General features: G+C 37.2%; 20 protein-coding genes. 17 read left to right on the top strand and 3 right to left on the bottom strand.

Annotated elements, in window-relative coordinates:
* Positions 1 to 38: 38 nt before the first annotated feature.
* The 9 genes from B6N13_RS10800 (at position 39) to B6N13_RS10760 (ending at position 10,482) form a co-directional block, all read left to right on the top strand.
* Positions 39 to 1,709 (top strand): sensor histidine kinase, encoded by a 1,671-nt coding sequence (locus B6N13_RS10800; protein ID WP_169459354.1) that lies wholly within the window; start codon positions 39 to 41, stop codon positions 1,707 to 1,709.
* A gap of 39 nt (positions 1,710 to 1,748) precedes the next feature.
* A complete protein-coding gene (gene btsR, locus B6N13_RS10795; RefSeq protein ID WP_012071015.1) occupies positions 1,749 to 2,483 on the top strand; it encodes a two-component system response regulator BtsR in 735 nt (244 codons plus the stop codon).
* Positions 2,484 to 2,651: 168 nt separating this feature from the next.
* Complete coding sequence (locus tag B6N13_RS10790; protein ID WP_169459353.1) at positions 2,652 to 4,151, top strand: carbon starvation protein A; 1,500 nt, start codon at positions 2,652 to 2,654, stop codon at positions 4,149 to 4,151.
* 593 nt (positions 4,152 to 4,744) lie between these two features.
* The gene (locus B6N13_RS10785) at positions 4,745 to 5,215 is read left to right on the top strand and encodes a hypothetical protein (RefSeq protein WP_012071013.1); all 471 of its coding nucleotides are present in this window, start codon (positions 4,745 to 4,747) and stop codon (positions 5,213 to 5,215) included.
* Between the two features lie 45 nt (positions 5,216 to 5,260).
* Positions 5,261 to 5,743, top strand: coding sequence for a hypothetical protein (locus B6N13_RS10780; protein ID WP_012071012.1), 483 nt, complete (start codon positions 5,261 to 5,263; stop codon positions 5,741 to 5,743).
* Between the two features lie 55 nt (positions 5,744 to 5,798).
* Complete coding sequence (locus B6N13_RS10775; RefSeq protein ID WP_169459352.1) at positions 5,799 to 6,497, top strand: molecular chaperone; 699 nt, start codon at positions 5,799 to 5,801, stop codon at positions 6,495 to 6,497.
* A 77-nt stretch (positions 6,498 to 6,574) separates the two neighbouring features.
* Positions 6,575 to 7,225, top strand: coding sequence for a hypothetical protein (locus tag B6N13_RS10770; protein ID WP_248280298.1), 651 nt, complete (start codon positions 6,575 to 6,577; stop codon positions 7,223 to 7,225).
* A gap of 106 nt (positions 7,226 to 7,331) precedes the next feature.
* Complete coding sequence (locus tag B6N13_RS10765) at positions 7,332 to 9,641, top strand: fimbria/pilus outer membrane usher protein (protein ID WP_348981539.1); 2,310 nt, start codon at positions 7,332 to 7,334, stop codon at positions 9,639 to 9,641.
* On the top strand, positions 9,631 to 10,482 hold the full coding sequence (locus B6N13_RS10760; RefSeq protein WP_169459349.1) for a hypothetical protein: 852 nt from the start codon (positions 9,631 to 9,633) through the stop codon (positions 10,480 to 10,482). The genes B6N13_RS10765 and B6N13_RS10760 overlap by 11 nt, the downstream gene beginning before the upstream one ends.
* On the opposite strand, the gene B6N13_RS10755 is transcribed toward B6N13_RS10760, so the two are convergent.
* Positions 10,472 to 11,062, bottom strand: a complete 591-nt coding sequence (locus B6N13_RS10755) for a LuxR C-terminal-related transcriptional regulator (protein ID WP_100187128.1) — start codon at positions 11,060 to 11,062, stop codon at positions 10,472 to 10,474. The two genes, B6N13_RS10760 and B6N13_RS10755, sit on opposite strands and share 11 nt — an antisense overlap.
* A gap of 467 nt (positions 11,063 to 11,529) precedes the next feature.
* On the opposite strand from B6N13_RS10755, the gene B6N13_RS10750 reads away from it, so the two are divergent.
* The 3 genes from B6N13_RS10750 (at position 11,530) to B6N13_RS10740 (ending at position 14,654) form a co-directional block, all read left to right on the top strand.
* Positions 11,530 to 12,504, top strand: a complete 975-nt coding sequence (locus tag B6N13_RS10750; RefSeq protein WP_169459348.1) for a DnaJ C-terminal domain-containing protein — start codon at positions 11,530 to 11,532, stop codon at positions 12,502 to 12,504.
* 3 nt (positions 12,505 to 12,507) lie between these two features.
* Complete coding sequence (locus tag B6N13_RS10745; protein WP_169459347.1) at positions 12,508 to 12,837, top strand: chaperone modulator CbpM; 330 nt, start codon at positions 12,508 to 12,510, stop codon at positions 12,835 to 12,837.
* A gap of 146 nt (positions 12,838 to 12,983) precedes the next feature.
* On the top strand, positions 12,984 to 14,654 hold the full coding sequence (locus tag B6N13_RS10740; RefSeq protein ID WP_169459346.1) for a GGDEF domain-containing protein: 1,671 nt from the start codon (positions 12,984 to 12,986) through the stop codon (positions 14,652 to 14,654).
* Between the two features lie 169 nt (positions 14,655 to 14,823).
* On the opposite strand, the gene zntR is transcribed toward B6N13_RS10740, so the two are convergent.
* On the bottom strand, positions 14,824 to 15,258 hold the full coding sequence (gene zntR / locus B6N13_RS10735) for a Zn(2+)-responsive transcriptional regulator (protein ID WP_169459345.1): 435 nt from the start codon (positions 15,256 to 15,258) through the stop codon (positions 14,824 to 14,826).
* Positions 15,259 to 15,443: 185 nt separating this feature from the next.
* Between zntR and B6N13_RS10730 the strand changes: the two genes are divergently transcribed.
* From B6N13_RS10730 to B6N13_RS10720, 3 genes are all read left to right on the top strand, one after another.
* On the top strand, positions 15,444 to 16,208 hold the full coding sequence (locus B6N13_RS10730) for an undecaprenyl-diphosphate phosphatase (RefSeq protein WP_012071002.1): 765 nt from the start codon (positions 15,444 to 15,446) through the stop codon (positions 16,206 to 16,208).
* 124 nt (positions 16,209 to 16,332) lie between these two features.
* A complete protein-coding gene (locus B6N13_RS10725; RefSeq protein WP_012071001.1) occupies positions 16,333 to 17,430 on the top strand; it encodes an amidohydrolase family protein in 1,098 nt (365 codons plus the stop codon).
* Between the two features lie 105 nt (positions 17,431 to 17,535).
* Positions 17,536 to 18,195, top strand: a complete 660-nt coding sequence (locus B6N13_RS10720; protein WP_169459344.1) for a hemolysin III family protein — start codon at positions 17,536 to 17,538, stop codon at positions 18,193 to 18,195.
* A gap of 43 nt (positions 18,196 to 18,238) precedes the next feature.
* Here the strand turns inward: B6N13_RS10720 and B6N13_RS10715 are convergent, their stop codons facing one another.
* The gene (locus tag B6N13_RS10715; RefSeq protein WP_169459343.1) at positions 18,239 to 18,637 is read right to left on the bottom strand and encodes a helix-turn-helix transcriptional regulator; all 399 of its coding nucleotides are present in this window, start codon (positions 18,635 to 18,637) and stop codon (positions 18,239 to 18,241) included.
* 162 nt (positions 18,638 to 18,799) lie between these two features.
* Between B6N13_RS10715 and B6N13_RS10710 the strand changes: the two genes are divergently transcribed.
* Both B6N13_RS10710 and B6N13_RS10705 read left to right on the top strand, forming a co-directional pair.
* Positions 18,800 to 19,939, top strand: coding sequence for an EAL domain-containing protein (locus B6N13_RS10710; protein WP_169459342.1), 1,140 nt, complete (start codon positions 18,800 to 18,802; stop codon positions 19,937 to 19,939).
* 347 nt (positions 19,940 to 20,286) lie between these two features.
* Positions 20,287 to 20,608: ISAs1 family transposase (locus B6N13_RS10705; protein ID WP_169459341.1), on the top strand; the 322-nt coding region annotated here is incomplete at its 3' end.

Here is a 20,608-nt window from a genome sequence, read left to right as displayed (position 1 = left end):
TATTTTCTTGATGTCTTCGTTTTTAAAAGTATCGTTTTATGCATTTAATTCTTTCGTTGTTGCAGCAGATGAGTGTGTATCTTGTCTTGGCTTACATGTTGAGTAAGACTCCGATTTTTCTGCCTTTGCTGAATGTTTCCTCTCAGCGATCTCATAAATTTAGTTGTTACGTCTTATTTTCATTGTTCTGCATTATGGGGACATACTTTGGGCTGGCTATTAATGATGCTATTGCTAATACACGTGCGATTGGAGCTGTGATCGGTGGCTTACTTGGTGGCCCTGTTGTTGGTTTTGCTGTTGGCTTAACGGGTGGTATGCACCGTTACAGTTTGGGCGGTTTTACCGATGTTGCTTGTGCAATTTCTACCACCGCAGAGGGGGTAATTGGTGGCTTAATGCATCTGTATTTTGTGCGAAAAGATAAATCTGATCAGTTATTTAACCCTTTGGTTGTTCTCGCGGTGACTTTTGTGGCGGAAGTTAGTCAGATGCTTATTATTGTTGCCGTTGCTAAACCGTTTGATCAAGCCTATGCGTTAGTGTCTGAGATCGCTATGCCTATGATAATTGCCAACTGCATTGGTGCCGCGTTGTTTGTTAGTATTCTTCAAGATAAGAAAACTATTTTTGAGCGCTATTCTGCGGTTTTTTCACAACGGGCTTTAACGATTGCGGAACGTAGCGTTGGGTTATGGAGTTCTGGCTTTGATGCTAGCAGTGCTGAAAAAATTGCACGTATTATTTATGAAGAAACCAATGTTGGTGCGGTAGCGGTAACAGATAACGAAAAAACGTTGGCGTTTATCGGCATTGGAGAAGACCACCATAAACCCAATACTCCGATTTCTTCTAAATATACCTTACAAGCCATGGAAGAGAATCGGGTAGTGTATTTAGGTGGCAGTGAGTCTCCATATCGATGTTCTATTTCAGACAGCTGTAAACTTGGTTCGGTTCTTGTTATTCCCTTGCGGGCTGGTAAAAAAGTTGTCGGTACTATTAAGCTCTATGAACCAAAGCGCAAGCTGTTGTCCAATATTAATCGCTCTATGGGAGAGGGCATCGGTCAATTATTATCGAGCCAAATTTTATATGGCGACTTTCAGCAGCAGCAAACACTGTTAACTCAAGCAGAAATCAAGTTGTTGCAAGCGCAAGTTAATCCACATTTTTTATTTAATGCGCTTAATACCATTAGTGCGGTTATTCGCCGAGACCCTAATAAGGCGCGGGAACTTATTCAGCATCTTTCGCATTTCTTTAGGAGCAATCTTAAACAAAATATCGAGACGGTAATGTTTAAGGATGAGCTTGCCCATGTGAATGCATATCTGACAATTGAGAAAGCGCGTTTCACCGATCGACTTGAGGTAGAAATTGATATTCATGATGAATTATTGAATAGAATGTTGCCTAGTTTTACGCTGCAACCACTGGTTGAAAATGCAATAAAGCATGGTATTAGCACTCTGTTAGAAGGCGGACGAATTCGAATATATAGTCAACGAAATGCATTAGGTTATGACATCTTTGTTGAGGACAATGCGGGGCGATTTTTACCAATAGCTGCTGATGGTACAGGCTTAGGTATGGATATAGTGGCTAAGCGTCTTACGCATTATTTTGGTGATGCGGCGGAATTGAAAACAGAGTGTGATGAAGGGCAATGGACAAGAATGCGTTTTCTAATTCCAGTTCACGAGTAAAGATCGGATATAACCAATAACAGTTGAGAAAATATAGTTATGTTAACGGCAATTGTAATAGATGATGAGCTTTTTGCACGAGAAGAACTGACCGAATTACTTCAGGAATCGGGAGAAGTAGAGGTTATTGCTCAAGCTAGTAATGCTATCGAAGGGCTTAAGCTTATTAATACTCTAAAGCCGGAAGTCGTCTTTTTGGACATTCAAATGCCGCAGCTTAGTGGTATTGAGCTTATCGGTATGCTTGACCCTGAAACCATGCCTCATGTGGTTTTTGTTACGGCCTTTGACCAATACGCTGTTCAGGCGTTTGAAGATAATGCGTTTGACTACTTGCTTAAACCAGTGGATCCCAAGCGCCTTCATAAAAGCCTTAATAGGCTGTTAAAAGTTAGGCATAATCTAGAAGCCCCCCATACTCAGGCACAAATTGATGCTCTAATGCCAACGCAGCTTCAGCAAGTGCCTTGTATTGGACATAATCGAATCATGATTATTCCTCTACACGATATCGAAATGGCTTACAGTGATCTTTCTGGTGTTCATGTTAAAACGGCGCAACAGACGGCAAGCAGCCAGCTTACCTTGAAAACATTAGAAGAAAAGACCGAATTACTGCGTTGTCACCGCCAATATCTTATTAATGCCAAGGCGATAAAAGAGATTCAATTGCTCGATAATGGGCTTGCTGAAGTGGTTACTCTCAGTGGAAGTATCGCGCCAGTTAGCCGTCGTTATTTGAAGCTATTGAAGCAAATGCTTGGTATCTACTAAAGGCGTGACCATAACCATTTACTCATCGTGAATACCGTTCAATTCTCCCTATGACCTCTTAACTTGATATTTTGCCACTGAGTGAAAGCTCAGATGCTTGTTTTTGGAAGTGCATTTATCTTCGTGACCACACTTATAAAAACAATCATTGAATGGGAAAATAATAACATGATGATGTTTCTTTTCTGTGTAGCTGCGCTTATTGCGGGTTACTTCATTTACGGTACTTTTGTCGAGAAAGTATTCGGTATCAAAGAAAATCGTACTACGCCTGCTTTTTCTAAGCGTGACGGTGTGGATTACGTGCCAATGTCTAAGAAAAAAATCTACTTAGTACAGCTATTGAACATTGCTGGTGTAGGACCAATTTTTGGCCCTATCATGGGGGCTTTATATGGTCCTGCAGCAATGCTCTGGATTGTTTTAGGTTGTATCTTTGCCGGCGCCGTTCATGATTATTTCTCAGGAATGCTTTCTATTCGTAATGGTGGTGCTTCTGTCCCATCTATTACTGGTCGTTATTTGGGGAAAGGTGCAAAACATTTTATGAATGTGTTTGCAATTGTGCTGTTACTGCTTGTTGGTGTGGTATTTGTATCCGCTCCAGCCAGCATGATTACTAATTTAGTGAATGAACAAACAAGCACTACGGTTTCTATGGGAGCTATGGTCGCGATCATTTTCGCTTATTATATTTTAGCCACGATTGTACCGATCGATAAAATTATAGGCCGTTTTTATCCTTTTTTTGGTGCGCTATTGATTTTCATGTCTGTTGGTTTGATTGGGGCAATAGGGTTCTCTTCTGGACATTCTATTTTAGCGGATTATCAGTTTAGCGATATGTTCACTAACATGAATCCAAACAATTTACCTCTTTGGCCTGCGTTGTTTATTACTATTGCTTGCGGTGCTGTGTCTGGTTTTCATGCCACTCAATCACCATTAATGGCACGCTGTTTAGAGAATGAAAGAAACGGACGCTTCGTCTTCTTTGGTGCCATGATAGGTGAGGGGGTGATTGCCTTAATTTGGTGTGCGATTGCCTTGTCATTTTTTGGTTCTATGGGATCTTTGGGTGACGCTGTTGCTGATGGCGGTCCTGGTAATGTGGTATACACATCGTCCTTTGGTTTACTTGGGACTTTTGGCGGTATCATTGCTTTCTTAGGTGTAGTTATTTTGCCAATCACTTCTGGTGATACAGCATTTCGTTCTAGTCGTTTGATTTTGGCTGAATACTTCAATATGGAACAAAAAACACTGAAAAGTCGCTTGTTGATGGCTATGCCTTTATTCATAGTTGGTGGCGTGTTGACTCAAGTCGATTTTGCCGTGATTTGGCGTTATTTCGGTTTTGCTAATCAAATGACTGCTGTGATGATGTTGTGGACGGCTTCTGCATACTTATTACGTTTCAATAAATTGCATTGGATTTCGACTATTCCTGCGATGTTTATGACGGCGGTATGTACAACCTTTATCCTGAATAACAGTACATTAGGCTTTGGTTTGCCAATGCAACTATCAACTATCATTGGCATCGTTGTGATGTTATTAGTGACTGGTTATGTGATCAAAATCTCGAAAGGGAAAGGTGACCCCGAGTTAGACCAGATTGAAGAAGACAAGTTAAACATCAAGCCAACAAAAGCAAAAATAGTGTAGAAAACACTTTTTCTATTCAGATAAAAAAAGGTTAATTGGGGAAACTCGATTAGCCTTTTTTTATACCTGCATTTTTTCATCGTCGACACAATACGGATACAAGTCTGAATAAGATAGAAGAATTGAGCTGTATTGATCATAAAATAGTTTCTAGTGTTGTTCTTTTCTACATGAGTGGCTTTCCATTTTTTATTCATGGCTATTGAGGCACAGGTAGGTAGAGACTAACTGTCAGTGTTTTGTCATAAGATCTTAAGAAATATTTACCTTAAGTTATTTTTTAGTAATGTTTAATTATTTTTTAGAAGCAGTTAATCCTTTTTGTGAGATTTTGTTTATCAGATGTTTACTTCTGTAATAAAAAGTAAATTTTTTGTAAGTCGTTAGATTTAATAGGAATTTTATTGTTTTTAGATGGTGAAGTTTATTTTTAAAATCGCAAATTAGATTGAGTGTTTACTTAAAATGTATGCGTCTTCAAAGCGGATAAACGAATGAATGCAACCTTGATAAGCAAATAGAAACTAACTAAACGGTTTTTTTTATCTAGGATCTTGGTTGTGTTAGCGAGATAACCCAAGGAAAAAGAAAAGATGATAAAACGAGTTGGGTACTTATTATTTGCTTGTACGTTTGACGCTTTTTGTAGCAGTGACGTTAACTTGACTTTGGTCGGTTATATTCCTTCGAAGTGTGAATTCACCGCATTAAATAATAACCTAACAATATCATCTAAAGGTTACGCTAGTACCGAATTGGTGATTGATTGTAATTCACCTATGCGAGTATCAATGCAGTCCGAAAATGGTGGCTTAAGTTACCAGCATAGTACTCAAATAAATAGCTATAACGTTACTTGGTCTATTGAAAATTTGGGAAAAAGTGAAACTTATTCTTCTCATCTTCTTAAAACGACACAGTATATAAACGTTGGAGATATTTTATTTAAAAGCATGGCAAAGTTACAACTTGAACTGGTTGAGCCATTAACTTATGCGGGAGATTATCAGGATGTAATTCGCATAGAAATGACTCCATCTGCTGTTTCTGGTGGAGTTTGGTAGACATTAATTTTTAAATCTAATCCACATTATTGAAGGAATATTACAATGAAAAAGTTAATCGTATTATCAGCAATTGCAACTTTGTCATCTGGCGCAGTGTTAGCAGGCAATCTTGATGTGGGCGGTTCAGTCCCTTCAGTTTGTGAAGTAGCTACCTCAGCTACGTCAGTGCATTTCTCTCAACTAACACAAGGTGCGACGTTTCAGCTTCCAATTACTAGTTTGAAATGCAATGACTACGATGGAGCAACGGTTACTCTCACATCGTCTGAAGGTCATATGCAAACTGTCGATGGCCAAGATGGTACTGGTGTTGGTTACACTGCGCAGTTTAAAGCAGGTCCATATGACTTCACTTTGAATGCAACTACTGGTGTGAATGATTTGAAAGAATCACAAAGTAAAAATGGCTCAGCAGCTTTGGCGGCAGGTTATAACTCAGGTAACATTTTTATGACGGTTACCCAGACTCCAACCTTCGCTGGTAATTATACAGATCAACTAATGTTATCAATCACAGCTAACTAAGAAAAAACAAAAAAAGGCAGTATATTACTGCCTTTTTTTAATTAGGAAAAAGATTATGCGATATATTATATTTTTTCTTTTTATTTTTAGTTCTCTTCCTATATTCGCTTTTCAGGTACAGCCTATGGTATCTGAAATACAACCTACAGGAAGTCAGTCTCAGAAAACTATACGTGTTTTGAATAATTCAGATAAATCTTTAACAGTAGAGATATTTGCACTAGATTTATTAGTGAATAAAAATGGAAAAGAAGAACTTCGTCCAAATGACGATGATTTCTTGATTATACCTTTGACAACTATTATTCCACCAGGAAAGACTCAGTCTGTAATTATAAGGTACATAGGAGAGCCAGTTTTATCAGAGTCTAAGTCTTATCGAATTGCGATCAACCAAGTTACCGTTGACCTTGGTGAAATAGATGGATCAGGTATAGGTATGGCGCTTAGCTTTAAAACATTACTTAATGTTGTCCCAAATAATGCCAAATCTAATTTAGTAATAAAAAATAAAGAGCAAGTAGATAAAGAAACATGGAGTGTACTCTTAGAAAATAAAGGCAATAAATTTATTCGTCTTTCTCAGGCGAAATGGATAGTTAAAAATAAAGGTCAAGTTTATAAGTTGGAGGGACAAGATTTAAGTCGAGCATTAGATGGGAAGTTTTTGTTACCAAATTCTAGTCGTAAGGTATTTATAAAAATTCCTTCGAAATTTAATGCGAAAAAAAGTGATCTGGAAGTGATCTTATAATGTGTAATTTTATAAAGGTTTTTCTATTTATATCTTTATCCATGATATCACCCATTTACGCTATAGAAGTTGCTCCAATGGTAATTACATTTTCACCATTTGAAACATCACAAATTCCTTCTAGCACAATATACAACGATCTTTCTAGAGATGTGGCATTTGAAATTCAAGTTTATGAAGTTAGATTTGACCCTTTAGGTCTATCAGAGCCGAGTCTCATACCTTTGGAAGATTCTCCTTTATGGGTTTTTCCTCCGCTATTATATTTGAAATCAGGTAAAAATCAGCGGATTCAATTTCGTTGGTTGGGCGAGGCTGTTCCTAAAACTGATAAAACATATCAAGTCAGTTTGATCGAGCAGTCGGTAAAAAATGAACCAGAAGAAAAGCAATCAAAGCTAACTGTTTTGCTCAATATTAATCTCATTGTGCATATTGATCAATTACAGATGCTTCCAAATCTGAATATTGAAAATATTACTTTAGATCAGGACTCTATAGTAGCAAAAGTCGTTAATAATGGTGATGGAGCCTCTCGGTTAAGTGATTATGATATGTCAATATTTTATAATGGAGTGAAAAGAGAGATGTATTATAAAGATCAATTAAAATCACAAGGGTATGATGTTTTTTTTCCTCCTTTAAGCTCAGCTTTTATTAGGGTTCCTCTTGATTTTTTTGTTGCTAATTCAAATTCAAAAAAAATGCATATAGAGTTATTTAAATAAAATGCGACATTTGATTTTTGTGTGTTTTTTAGTACTTATTACGTTGCCAGCGCACTCAAAAATCAATCCAACAAAACGTAATATTGAATTAAGTGTGGAGGCTGAGGTGAATAAAAATACGATTGGAAAATTAACACTAACTGTCACGCCAGAAGATAGTCTACTACTACATTGGAATGAGGTTGAAGCAATTTTTGAACGTTTTTTGTATTCTGAAAGTCTCGTAAAAATCTCTAAAAATGTTCAGAATCAATTGATTTCTACAAAAGAACTTGAAATCTATGGATTAGCCTTTGTTTTTGATTTGAGTGATTTTAGTCTAGAAATTTCTGTTCCGTCTAACTTAATAAAACCACAATTTTTAAGTCTTAAATTAAATGTAAGACCACTTGATCCGTTGCATGAATCTAATTTTAGTGGCTATATGAATGTGTATTCAAGCTATTTTTATAAAGATGGCTTCTCTTCTACTGGAAATAATGAACAGTCAGCCATTCGTACCGAAATGGTTGTGAATATCAAAAAATGGGTTTTAGAAAATGAAGCTGAATATGATTCTGAAAAAAGTGAAAATGGTCCAATTTTTAAAAGACTAGGTACTCGCTTAGTCCATGATATTCCTGATAGTGGGCTGAGAATAACACTAGGGGATAAAAATACAACAGGTAGCTATTTTCAATCCTCATCGAGCATTTTAGGTGTCGCCTTGTCTCATAATTATTCTCTTGTTTCAGATGATGTTGTTCGTCCAAGTGCTTCAAGGAGTTTTACTTTAGATAATCCATCATCAGTTGAGGTTATTTTAGATGATCAAGTAATACAACGATTGAATTTAGATTCTGGAATATACCTTCTAGATGATATTCCAATTAAGGAAGGTAATAACAATATTATTTTAAGAATTACGGATAATGTAGGCAAGGTTAGTATCATTAACTTTGATGTGACCACAGGACTAAATTTATTTGCTGAGGGTGATTTGAAATATGAACTTTTTTTTGGCGTCCCTTCAGAAGTAAGCGAAGAAAAAAAATATAACTATGACGATCCTCTTATAAGTGGCTATCTTGATTATGGAATCACGACTGCATGGACCGCTGGTATGAATGCTCAAGCTGATGAATACGTACAACAAGTTGGATTTAAAAATATTGTAGCGACAAAGATTGGTCAGTTTGCATTTGAAAATTCGTGGAGTATTAGTGATGAGCTAAATGGTAGTACTTATCGAATTGTATTTAACACTTTTACCGATCCCAGCATTGAGCATAGAAGTTTTAGTGTGGGTTATGAACATTCTAGTCAGGATTATTTGTCATTAGGTTATAGGCCTGACCAAAACAACGATTTTCACCGGCGAGAACATATTTTTCAAGCAAATTATAGTTATTTTAATACCCCTAATTTTCAAACTTATTTATTTGTTAATGCTTCTACAACATATGGAGAAGAAGGTGTTGATAAAACGATAGGTGCTAGCTTTTCCCACGATTTTGATAATGGTCAATGGCGATATAATTTTGGCGGACAATGGGAGGAAAATAGTGGCAAAGAGGGTTGGCGGGCAAAACTCTCTTTATTATATAAATTCTCAAATACTCAAAGTGCAAGACTTTCTCAACAATCTGGCGGAAAAAAAACACGTCTAGAATTCACGCAAGACAGTAATCGTCGTTATGTGGATTCATTCAATTACCGAGTTGGAGCGGAAAAAAGTGATCAAGATGAAGCCGAATTTGATCTGTATGCACAATATAATGCGAATCGTTTTTTAACTAGTGTTGATCACACTAGTTCCTATCAGGAACTTAATTCGCAATCAGCCGACTATCAAACTCGCTTTAGTTTTTCTTCTAGCATTGCTTTTGCTGGAGACGATTGGGCGGTAGGCAAACCTATATATGATAGCTTTGCTTTAGTTAAAGCCCACTCAAGCCTAGAAGGTAAAAAAATTACTTTAGGAAAATACGATAATCAGTATCGAGCAAGTAATGAAGATTTTTCCACCATATTGCTAAATGATATTAATTCATATAGCCGTTCAACAGTAAGTGTTGATGTGAATGATTTAGCTCCAGGGTACGATATTGGATCTGGTGTTATTTCTTTTTATCCATCCTACCGAAGTGGACATCAAGCCGTAATAGGTACGGAAGCGAATATTTCTGTTATTGCAACGTTGCTTGATGAGCAAGATGTACCATTAGCATTACAAGTTGGAACAGCTGTTTGTACTACAGATAGTAAAAAAACAGAGATAGATTTTTTTACCAATAAAAAAGGAAAATTTGCATTGACTGGTCTTATGCCCTGTCAGTATGAAATCACCTTAAATAACGATAGACAGTCTAAATTTTTTATCAATGTTAAAGAAAATGAGCAGTTACAAAGGAAAGGGGTAATTCATGTGCATTAATAAGATAAGACTCATTTTTAGCTTTATAATTTTTATTATGTTACCTCAATATGTTATTGCTCAATGTGATGCAAAGATTGGAGAAATAAGACATATATATGATGACTTTGAAAGTTATTACTCATCAAAACCGAGTCCGGCAAGAAAAGAATTACGCATAAATTTAGTTGATGATGATAATTGTAATGCTTATATGATACTAACAACAGAAAATCAATATCAATTAAAAGGACAATTTCAGTCTATTAATTACCATATTAAAAATAATAGTCAGAGCTTAATTTTTCCATCAAGAGCTCGCTTTATATTTATTGATTCTGTAGCAGATATTAATTTTTTTATTCCTGTTGGTACAATAGTTAAAGCTGGAGTATACACAGATAATCTAATTATAAAATTGTTTGATGAGAATGATGCTTTACTAGATGAAAAATATTTTGAAATTCAGGAAGATATAATTGCCCGTGCGAGTATGTCAATTCTTGGCTATAATTCACATAGCAGTAATGTCTATTTGGGAGAATTAATACCAAGAAAAGAATATAGCATGTTGCCTAGTTTTAAGGTTATAACGAATACGGATGTTAAATTGACAGTTCTTTCGGAGAATAGAGGTGAGTTAAGGCACAATGTTTATAAAACTAGATATACTGTTGGCTATCTTATTAATTTAGATGGGGAATGGGTGGATTTGAAACAAAATTATAGCAGGGTTTTTTCTTATAACAAAAGAAATGATTTCTTTATAAGTTTGAAAATGCAGTTAGATGACTTCAAAAATCAAGCTGCAGGTGAATATACAGATATTCTTAGATTTCAGATAAGTCCTCTTAACTATTGATTTTATTAAAATTCGATTTACACCAAAGCCTAGCTTGCTGTTTATTTTTAACTTCAATTTTTTGATAGATTTTATGTAAATGAACACGCACGGTTGCTTCACTTATAAATAGGCTATCAGCAATGGCGGTATATTCTAAACCAGAGTATAATAATTTTAATACTTTTATTTCCTTTCTAGTTAAATTATTTGTTCGTAATGTGGTGTGTTGCTCTTCTTCAAGCATTTGTCGAGTCCAGCAATCAGTTATTGGTCTTGGAAACCACAATTCACCTTGTTCGATTGCTTTAAAACCTTGTTCGAAAAGAGTTTTATCTGCATATTCAAAAAATATACCTTTCAAGTTTGGCCATGATTTTAAATCAGAAAAATCTGCATTCTTAGGTACATCAAAAATAACAAGCCCCTGCTGTCCATTTTTCTGCATGAACTGACTTAAAAGTTCATGGTTGGTAATTACATTTAATGTTTTATAATTCACAAGTAATAAATTGTAATCGACAGCTTCATAGAGTAGAGGACTTTGCTTTTTATGATCTAAGTAGTTGATTTTTTTATTGATTTCTATTTCAACATCCATAATCTCTACCTTTATGGTATTTTAAATACTTATTTAATATATTCTTAATCTTTTAATATTTCAATAATTAATTTAATTAATTTAATTAATTTAATTAATATTTCCTTATTTTAAATTAATGATAGCTATTAAATTTATAATTTTTATTGATTTCAATTTTTAGCAATAAGATGGTTTTATTTAAGATTTATATTTTTGATGTAAATTTAAAAATGAAACGTTGTTTTGTAATTTTATTTATCTTGTTTTTCTATAAGTATTATCAGTTTTTTGGTTTGTAGTTCTCATTTATATGTTATGGATTTTTTCTTTTCCTTATATTTTTACTTCGCATATCTAGATTTATATCAATTTTTTTTGAAATTTAAGCCGCTATTGCTGTTAAAGAGTCTATGATGATAGAAGACAAAAATACATTTAACGAACGAGCTTGTAAGCGAGGTCGATTACGATGGAAGTGAAGCTGCATGGAATTTAAAGATTATTATAAGATTCTGGGTGTCGCTGAAAATGCCGATGCTTCTGCGATAAAAGCAAGTTATCGAAAACTTGCTAGAAAATATCATCCCGATGTCAGTAAAGAAGCTAATGCTGAGCAGAAATTCAAAGAGGTAGGCGAAGCCTATACCGTTTTAAAGGATCCAGAAAAGCGTGCTGAATACGATATGTTGCGTAAGCAAGGTTCTCGTCGAGCTGATGGTGGTTTCCAGCCACCACCTGATTGGCAATCAACTCATGCAGGCCAAAGATCCCATAATCAAAGTAGTAACGCAGATTTTAGTGACTTTTTCGATTCTATTTTTGGAGCGAGTGGCGGAGGCGGAGGGTTTCGTCAAGCGGATGATTTCCAGCGCTCGAACAATCAACGAGGCCGCGATATACATCATAAAATTGCTTTATTTTTGGAGGAAGCACATCTTGGCTGCCAACGACAATTATCTTTGCGAGTTTCCGAGCTAGACCAAAACGGTTTTATAAGGCAGCGAGATAAAACTTTAAATGTAAAGATCCCTGCAGGTGTTATCCAGGGACAGCATATTCGTTTGTCGGGGCAAGGCGAAGCGGGCATTGGCGACGGAAAAGCAGGGGACTTATTACTTGAAATTGAATTCGCGCCGCATCCTTACTTTGCGGTTGATGGCAAAAATATTTTACTTACTTTGCCTATTACTTGTTGGGAAGCTGCTTTGGGGGCTAATGTGGAAGCCCCGACACTTAGCGGTAAAGTGAAATTAAAAATTCCTAAAGGGGCGTCCAGTGGTAATAAACTCCGTATAAAAGGCAAGGGGTTGGTTGGTAAAGCTGGTGACGTCGCTGGTGATCAGGTTGTGACCTTACAAGTGAGTTTACCAAAAGTACACAGCAATAAAGCAGAAGCGCTTTATCAACAATTATCGGAGTGTGAGTCGGAGTTTAACCCACGCCACGTATTCGAGAGGTAGAGGATGTCTAAATCAGAGATAGTGGTCATTGAATCTCAACATGAGCATGTTTTATTTACTCTAGAAGAGGTCTGTGAACGATGTGATATTCACGTAGACATCATAGTTGAAATGATCGAATACGGTATTGCGGAACCAGTTGAACCAATTGAGCAATCAACGGAATCTATTTGGTATTTTAATAGCCATGCATTAGTTCGATTGCAGCGGGCGCAACGTCTGATGAATGGGTTGGAATTAAACCTATCAGGTGTGGCTTTAAGCCTTGAGTTGATGGATGAAATTGAAGAGTTGCAACAACGGATCGACATACTTAGCCGTCAATTGCCATAGAATTACGTTTTGCTGTATGCATTAGCAATTGTTTTGAATGCTTAGGGATGGTTTTAATTATGCGTATAAAGTGAAAGTAGGGACTGTTACTATAATAGTGAAATATGCTGTTTACTTTTCACTATTATAAATAGGCCTACCAAATCATGTTAAGAGGTTTCGATACTTTTAGAAAACGCATTACTCTATTATCTGGCGGTTTGTTGCTTTCTCTAAGTTTGGTGCTGATTACCTCTTTCTATCAACTGACTTCTAGTCGACTTGCAACAGCCAGCGGTGAATCTCTGGTAAATCTTAGTCAATCTATTTCAAATATGTTGTCGGCTAATTTAATGGAGCGTGAACGTGAGGTTGTCCTGCTTAGTAAGCGTACTTCCTTATATGAAACTCAAGACTTAAGCGGATTGCAGTACGCTATTGATCAAATTAAAAGCTCCTACAAGGATTATGCTTGGATTGGTTTTGCTAATGTTGATGGAGTGGTTTTAGCGTCAAGTAATGGAGTATTGAAAGAGGCAGATGTCAGTCAGCGACCTTGGTTCATTAGTGGTCAATCAGGTCCTTTTATTGGTAATGTGCATAAAGCGTTATTGCTTGAAAACTTGCTGCCTAAGACTAAGGATGGCTCGCCAATTCGTTTTGTCGATTTTGCCGCTCCTGTAATAGGTGAAAGTGGTGAGTTGAAAGGCGTAGTCGCGACTCATGCAGATTGGGCTTGGGTTAAAGAGGTTTTGTTATCTTCTTTGACCGATGCTTCGAAACGAAAAAATATCGATATCTTTATTATCGATAATGAGCACAGAGTTTTATATCCAGACTATCATTTTCCTAATGATATTGAAGTACCAAAAACACTGCCTAAAGATGGCCAATTTAAATCGTTGCTTTGGCAGGATGACAAAGAATACCTAACCAGTTTAGTTTCGGTACGCTCTCCTGAATCAACAGATCTTGCTTGGCAAATCGTTGTACGTCAGCCATTGTCTATTGCTATGTCAGCAGTAAATGAAGTTCATAAGTTGTTACTTTTTTTTGGTGTGTTTGCGACACTACTTTGTATGCTGCTTGCCTATCAATTTGCGGGCACATTAAGTCGTCCATTGGAGCGGTTAGCGCTGACAGCAAAGAGTATTCAGCAGGGAGATAGAAAGGTAACTTTTCAATCGGATAGTAAGTTGATAGAAGTGGCAAGCTTAAGTTGTTCTTTGCAGGAAATGATGTCTTCTTTATTGATGAGAGAGCAGTCTTTGATGCAGATGAATGTCATGCTAGAGACAAAAGTAAAAAATAGAACGGCAGAGTTAGAAGCCAGTAATCGGTCTCTAGAAGCGATTGCTCGTAAAGATCCACTAACACACATCTATAATCGTTTGGCTTTAGATGAGGCGTTGCATAAAGAGTATCGCCAAGCACAAGAGTCAAAATGTCCTTTTGCAGTGATTATGACAGATGCTGACCATTTCAAAAGAGTAAATGATTCTTTCGGTCACACTGTGGGAGATTTGGTGCTGCAAAAAATCGCAAAATTGCTTACCGTGCAAGTTGGAGACAAAGGTATTGTCGCTCGATTTGGCGGTGAGGAATTTACTGTGTTGTTACCAAATATGAATGCTGACGAAGCAAAAAACATAGCCGAAATGATTCGCGAAGCACTTGAAAAAGAAGAGATGAGCGACGGGCTTTATGTTACGGCGAGTTTTGGTGTCGCCATGTATAAAATAGATGATAGTCATTATGAGCAAGTGCTTAACCGTGCCGACGCCGCTCTATACAAAGCTAAAGAGCAAGGTCGAAATAGGGTGGTTATTGGTGCTTAATAAAATTGTTTTTATACGAGCTCCAATGGCTTTATTGTTATATTCGAATTCTCCAAACTAGTTACACTGGATTTCTATCCAGAATGTCATCATAAATATCTAAAGATGTAGTGACGTTAGTAGGAGTATCGCTGTTAAGTGATGAAAAATCACAGGGATTATTGCCTATTTAGTCGTGATGGTGCTCATGGCGAACATTGTTTGTATTCGATTCTAGGGCTTCGAGTATGGTGCAATGCTCGGCACTTTCTTCACCACCGCAGCAGGCATCAGATAGGCGTTTGAGTGAGGTTTGAAAGCGCGTAAGTTCTGCAAGTTTTCTTTCCACATCTGCAAGTTTGGTGTCGACAAGAATTTTTACATCAGCACAAGCGTTATCAGCTTTGTTTACTTCAATAGAAAGCAGTTCACGGATTTCTGCAAGGGTGAATCCGACCCCTTTTGCGCGCAGAATAAATTGCAGAATTTCTTTGTCTTTTTCTGTGTAAAGGCGGTAGCCAGATTCAGATCGACTTGAAGGGCTGAGTAGGGCGTTTTTTTCATAAAATCGCAATGTGTCATTGTTTATGTCACATGCTTTTGCTAGTTCTCCAATGCGATACATATTTTGCTCCTAGTCTGTTGCCTTCTAGTATAAACCTTAGATCTAGATCATAGGTCAAGATTCCTTATTGATCATTTTTTATTTTTCTTTCACCTAAGATGCTTTATATTGCTGGCGCAGTTTTTTATGTATTTGATTGTATTGTGTTGTTATTAGTCGTTGTAAACAGTGGAAGGTAGGTTTTGATGGATGTGTTACATAGTGTCATTCTCGGATTGGTAGAGGGAGCGACAGAATTTTTACCTATCTCTTCAACGGGGCATCTGATTGTTGTTAGCCAATGGTTGGGAATGGAGCAGACGGAAGGCAATAAAGCGTTTGAAGTGATTATTCAGCTAGCTGCGATTTTAGCGGTTGTCGCGAATTATAAAGAGCGTTTTACATTGAAACATTTCCGTTTGTGGTGCCAAGTATTTGTAGCTTTTTTACCTGTCGCTATGGTTGGTTTTTTGTTTCGTCACCAAATAAAAGCCATGTTTTCGGTTTCTGTGGTGGCGACCATGTTTATTGTTGGTGGTGTGATTTTCCTGATGACAGAGAGATGGATCAAACATAAATCACCTAGTGTCGATAACTTGGACAACTTAAATTTCAAGCAAGCTCTGTGGATTGGTATTGCGCAAGTATTTGCGCTTATTCCTGGTACTAGCCGCGCAGGTTCAACCATTGTTGGTGCTTTGTTTGTAGGCTTAAGCCGAAAAGCGAGTGCTGAGTTTTCTTTCTTATTGGCGTTGCCTGTGATGATGGCAGCTTCTGGTTATGATTTGCTTTCAAACTACAAAGAATTTGCCGGCGAGCAATGGATGCCCTTGGTGATCGGCTTTGTGGTGGCTTTTCTAAGCGCTTTTGTTGTTATGAAGCTGTTTATGGCGTTTTTGGAAAAATTCACTTTTGTGGCTTTTGGTTGGTATCGTATTTTGTTTGGTGGGCTTTTGTTGTTTTTAGCATAATCAGCGAGTCCTTCGCTGGCTTAGCTCATGATTTACATTGAATAGTGGTTTACACATAGAAAGGGATGTTTTGTAATATCTCTTTCTGTTTGTCTTTTTAATGTAATTCATAGGGATATTTGCTATGCGCCGTTGTTTTCCTTTCGCCATTTTGGCTTCTTTGTTCGCGGCTGGTTGCGCTTCTTCAGATAACACGCCAGTAAATCGCTCTTTGGATTCCTTTAGAGGCACATCTGCCTGTTATGACAGAGAGACAGAGCCTTACACCTCTGTTGTAGATACACACTTGCATTACCGGCCTTTTGATGGTCGGGCGATTCCTTTTAATGAGGTAAATGAATACCTGTCTCGTACTACGGTGCGTTTTGCTAATGTTTACGGCATTGGGCAGATGTTACCTGCGAATTCTTCTTGTTCTAATTATCTAAAATGCCCAGGAACACCGGTATCTCCTACGACTCGTAATGATTTCGTTAATGCTGCAAACATGCTGGAATACAAACCTGACGACCTTCATCTTACTTTATCGATGACCTTCACTGATTTATCTAATCCAGAGCCAACTATTGAGCTAATGCAGCTTTATGAAAAGGAATACCCTGGTATGTTCCATTGGATGGGGGAAGTTAATTTGGTGAAACAAGCCCAATTTAATAATCGTCATAAGCCAGCAACACCAAAAGACATTACTAAGTGGGCTGTCTTTATGGCGGAGTTAAGAGCTAGGGATTATCCAATTACTATTCATTCAGATATTGGTAACGATACATCACCTACCTTGTATCTGCCTTTAATGGAACAAGCGTTAGCACTTTATCCAGATAACAAAATTGTTTGGGCCCATATGGGATTGTCTTATGAGCAGACTAAAATGAGAGCATCAGAGCACATTGCAATCTTGTCTCGTTTGTTAGATCAGTATCCCAATTTAATGCTGGATATTTCTTGGCGCATTTTGGACGATTATTACTTTAGTAAATCTGCTTATCGTCCTCAGTATGTTGCCTTTATAAATCAATATTCGGATCGAATTCTGCCAGGGTCTGATTTTGTCGCCTTTCGAAATAATAGTTTTAAGGTGTACCAGCAGGAGCTGGAGGTAACGAGTCGAATACATCAATATCTAGATGACAATGCTTTTCGTAATATTGCCTTAGGGGAAAATTACTTTACGTTATTAAACCTCGATTATCAGGCACCACAGATATGTAGTAAGCAGTGATATTTGATATGTTCTTGCAGTTTGCATAGTTTATTCGCTGTCTTTCATTGTTAAATCGGTCCACTTGCTCCATGCTTTTAAAAGTGTATTTAGGGGGATTTGAGTATGGGGAAGTTTATTTCAACTGTGTCTAATCGAGGTCAGTCATTAGGTGAGGAGGTGGCAAATAGCATTAGTCATGGCTTGGGGCTGGTGGCTGCGATTGTCGGTACCCCATTCCTAATTCTGAGTGCAATCGACTACGCAGATGTGAGTTTTGTTGTTGGGGTAAGTATTTTCTCCGGCACTATGATTTTACTGTATTTGGCATCAACACTTTATCATGCGATGCCAAGAGGCAAGGCCAAATACATTTTTCGGGTGATTGATCATTCTGCTGTGTACTTATTGATCGCTGGGACTTATACACCTTTCATGTTGGGGGTGTTAGAAGGCGCATGGGGATGGTCCTTGCTTGCAGCTGTTTGGACGCTAGCATTTATAGGTGTTGGTCTTAAGGCGTTTGGTAAAGCCTCGCATCCAGCTATATCTACTACACTTTATGTGGTGTTGGGTTGGCTTATTCTTATCGTAATTAAACCACTTATTTCCTTGATGGAGCCTAATGGTTTGCTGCTGTTGGTGTTGGGTGGTGTTCTTTACACGCTTGGAGTGGTGTTTTTTGTGATTGATTCGCGGATGCGCTATGGGCATTTGGTGTGGCATTTATTTGTTGTGGGTGGGACGGTTTGTCACTATTTTTCAATTTATTATTATGGAGCTTAGGAGTAGAAAGTTGAGCTACTGCCCTTTTTATTTTCTTAAATATTTATTGGCCTAGTTTAGTTTGCCATCTATGCAGTGTTTTTAACTGCTCTAATAGCAAGGACTTATTATCTGGTGTCAGCTCGCTGAACAGTTTTAGAGCGACTTGTGTGTCGTGGTTGAGTAGCAATTGGTTAATGTTATCTTCTTTTTTTTCGTCATTCCCTTCTTTCTCTAAAAAATCTGAAATATTTGTTATTGGCTGTTCGCTGGCCGCATAGAGTACAGATGGCTTGGTATTGAGTGCTTTAGCTAGTTTCTGAAGGACTTTTTGAGACGGTTGCCTTAAGCGTTTTTCAATGCGTGAGACATTACTGGTAGCCATGTCAGCCTCCAGTGCAATTTGTTCTTGTGTCATCTTACGTTGAATACGCAAAATTTTAATAACGTGGCCAATGTTCATGGCAAGATTATCCGTTTAATTTTGCCTATGTGGCAAAACCTGTGAGGCAATTCACTTGACACTATTTGCCATATAGGCAATATTGACGAACCTTTGTGTCTAAAAGACAAATAATAGATGGTGATCTGTGTTAATCGAAGCATGCAGTAGAAGGATTTTTTTGTGAAAACGGATAGTTTGAATACTGAGCGTGATTGGCAGGAGTTACAAGAAACGAATAGTCGGTTTATTGTGTTAGACAGTAATGATCTGATCGTTTCGTGTAATGACAAGGTAAAGTATGCTCGATTCGACTTACACAGAGAGGATATTCTTCCGTCAGATTGCTTCTGGTTAGACGCCGATCAACGTACATTTTGCTTTGGTGAATTCAAAAAAATTGCTGGAAAAGAAATTAAGCTTTTGTTTATGCCGAATGGCTCCGAAGCTCGTAAAGTGAAAGTGCAGGTAGAAGCGTTCCAGTTATTCAATCAACAATATTACAGCCTTCTTATCCAAGACGAACATGTAGAACTTGATCATGGCAAAGCACATCCATTTTATGGCATGGCTCAGGCATTGAGTGCGGATTTGAAAAATAGTTTGTTAGAGCTGCGCTATCAGCCTCAGATAAATATTGTTGATAATAGTCTTTATGGAGTGGAGGTCTTAGCTAGATGGACTAGCGATGAATTTGGAAGTGTTACACCTGATCGCTTTGTTGCTCTTGCCGAAGAATTTGGGTTAATTGCTGAATTAGATTTATGGGTATTACGTCAATCATGTCAGCAATTGGCTTCATGGCGAGCCAGAGGCGTTTATATTCCCATTATTGCTGTTAATTTTTCCCCTCTCAGCTTTAATTATCCTAGTCTAAAATATGAAATTCAGTCCCTCCTTGATCAGAATGGTCTTTTGGCTTCTAGTTTAGTTATTGAAGTCACTGAAAGTGAGAAAATAAAGACATCAGATCTTTTTGTTGATGTAATTAATGACCTCCATTCAATCGGCGTAATTATTTCCTTAGATGATTTTGGTACAGAACATTCTAATTTAAAAAGACTTCTGAAATTTCCTGTATCTCAATTAAAGTTAGATAGAACTTTTGTAAACGACTTACCTAATAAGCTTTCTAAAGACCTCAGTGAAGTAGTGCTTTCTATTTGTAAGAAAATAGGTGCTGTAGCGATTGCGGAAGGGGTTGAGACTCAGCAGCAGTTGTCCTGTCTAAAAAGGATGGGGTATGAGATTGTTCAGGGGTATATATTTTCTCCTCCTTTATCTAAATATGAATTAGAACATTGGCTTCATTCTATGGAATAAGTTCGAATATCATCTATAAGAAAATAATTGTTAAAATTTATTAATTATAAAATTAATGGCGTTACTGTTTTATTTGTTTCTTAAAAATATAATTTTTTTGTTGATGTTTTTTCTCAATATTTTAGTTGGATATTTTGGCAAACTATTATGTTAGATGATAAGTGGTTTCTTTTGTATTAAGTTTAGAGAGGGATATAAATGTTACGAAATATAAATATTAGGTCAAGATTATTAATGGCCTTCACGGTAATTATATTTTTATTAGTTTGTCTAGGTGGTGTGACCAGGGCAAACGCATGAACATTTTCTGAACAGTGTGTGCTGCATTTGCATTTAATCCGTGTTTGATGAATGATCGTTCCCTTTTGATGCCGATGACTCTATTAGACCGTATGATGCTGTTAAATGACCCACGCCAGCAAGCAAAATGTACCCACGATTTAGGGGAAGTGGTTTTCATGACTACCTGCGCGTTGCTTTGTGGTGCGGATGACTGGGAGTCGATTCAATTCTTTGCGGACACCCGAAAGGATTGGTTCAAACAGTTTTTACGCTTGCCAGGCGGCATCCCATCACATGACACCTTTAACCGTTTATTTTCTCTGTTGGACCCGGTCTGTTATCGAGAAATGTTCTGTGGCTGGGTGCAGGATATGTTAATTGATACCC

The organism is Marinomonas sp. UCMA 3892, assembly GCF_012726345.1.
In the GTDB taxonomy this organism is placed as follows: Bacteria; Pseudomonadota; Gammaproteobacteria; order Pseudomonadales; family Marinomonadaceae; genus Marinomonas.
The sequence above is the reverse complement of the archived record's forward strand: the minus strand, read 5'-3'. Positions and strand labels throughout refer to the sequence as shown.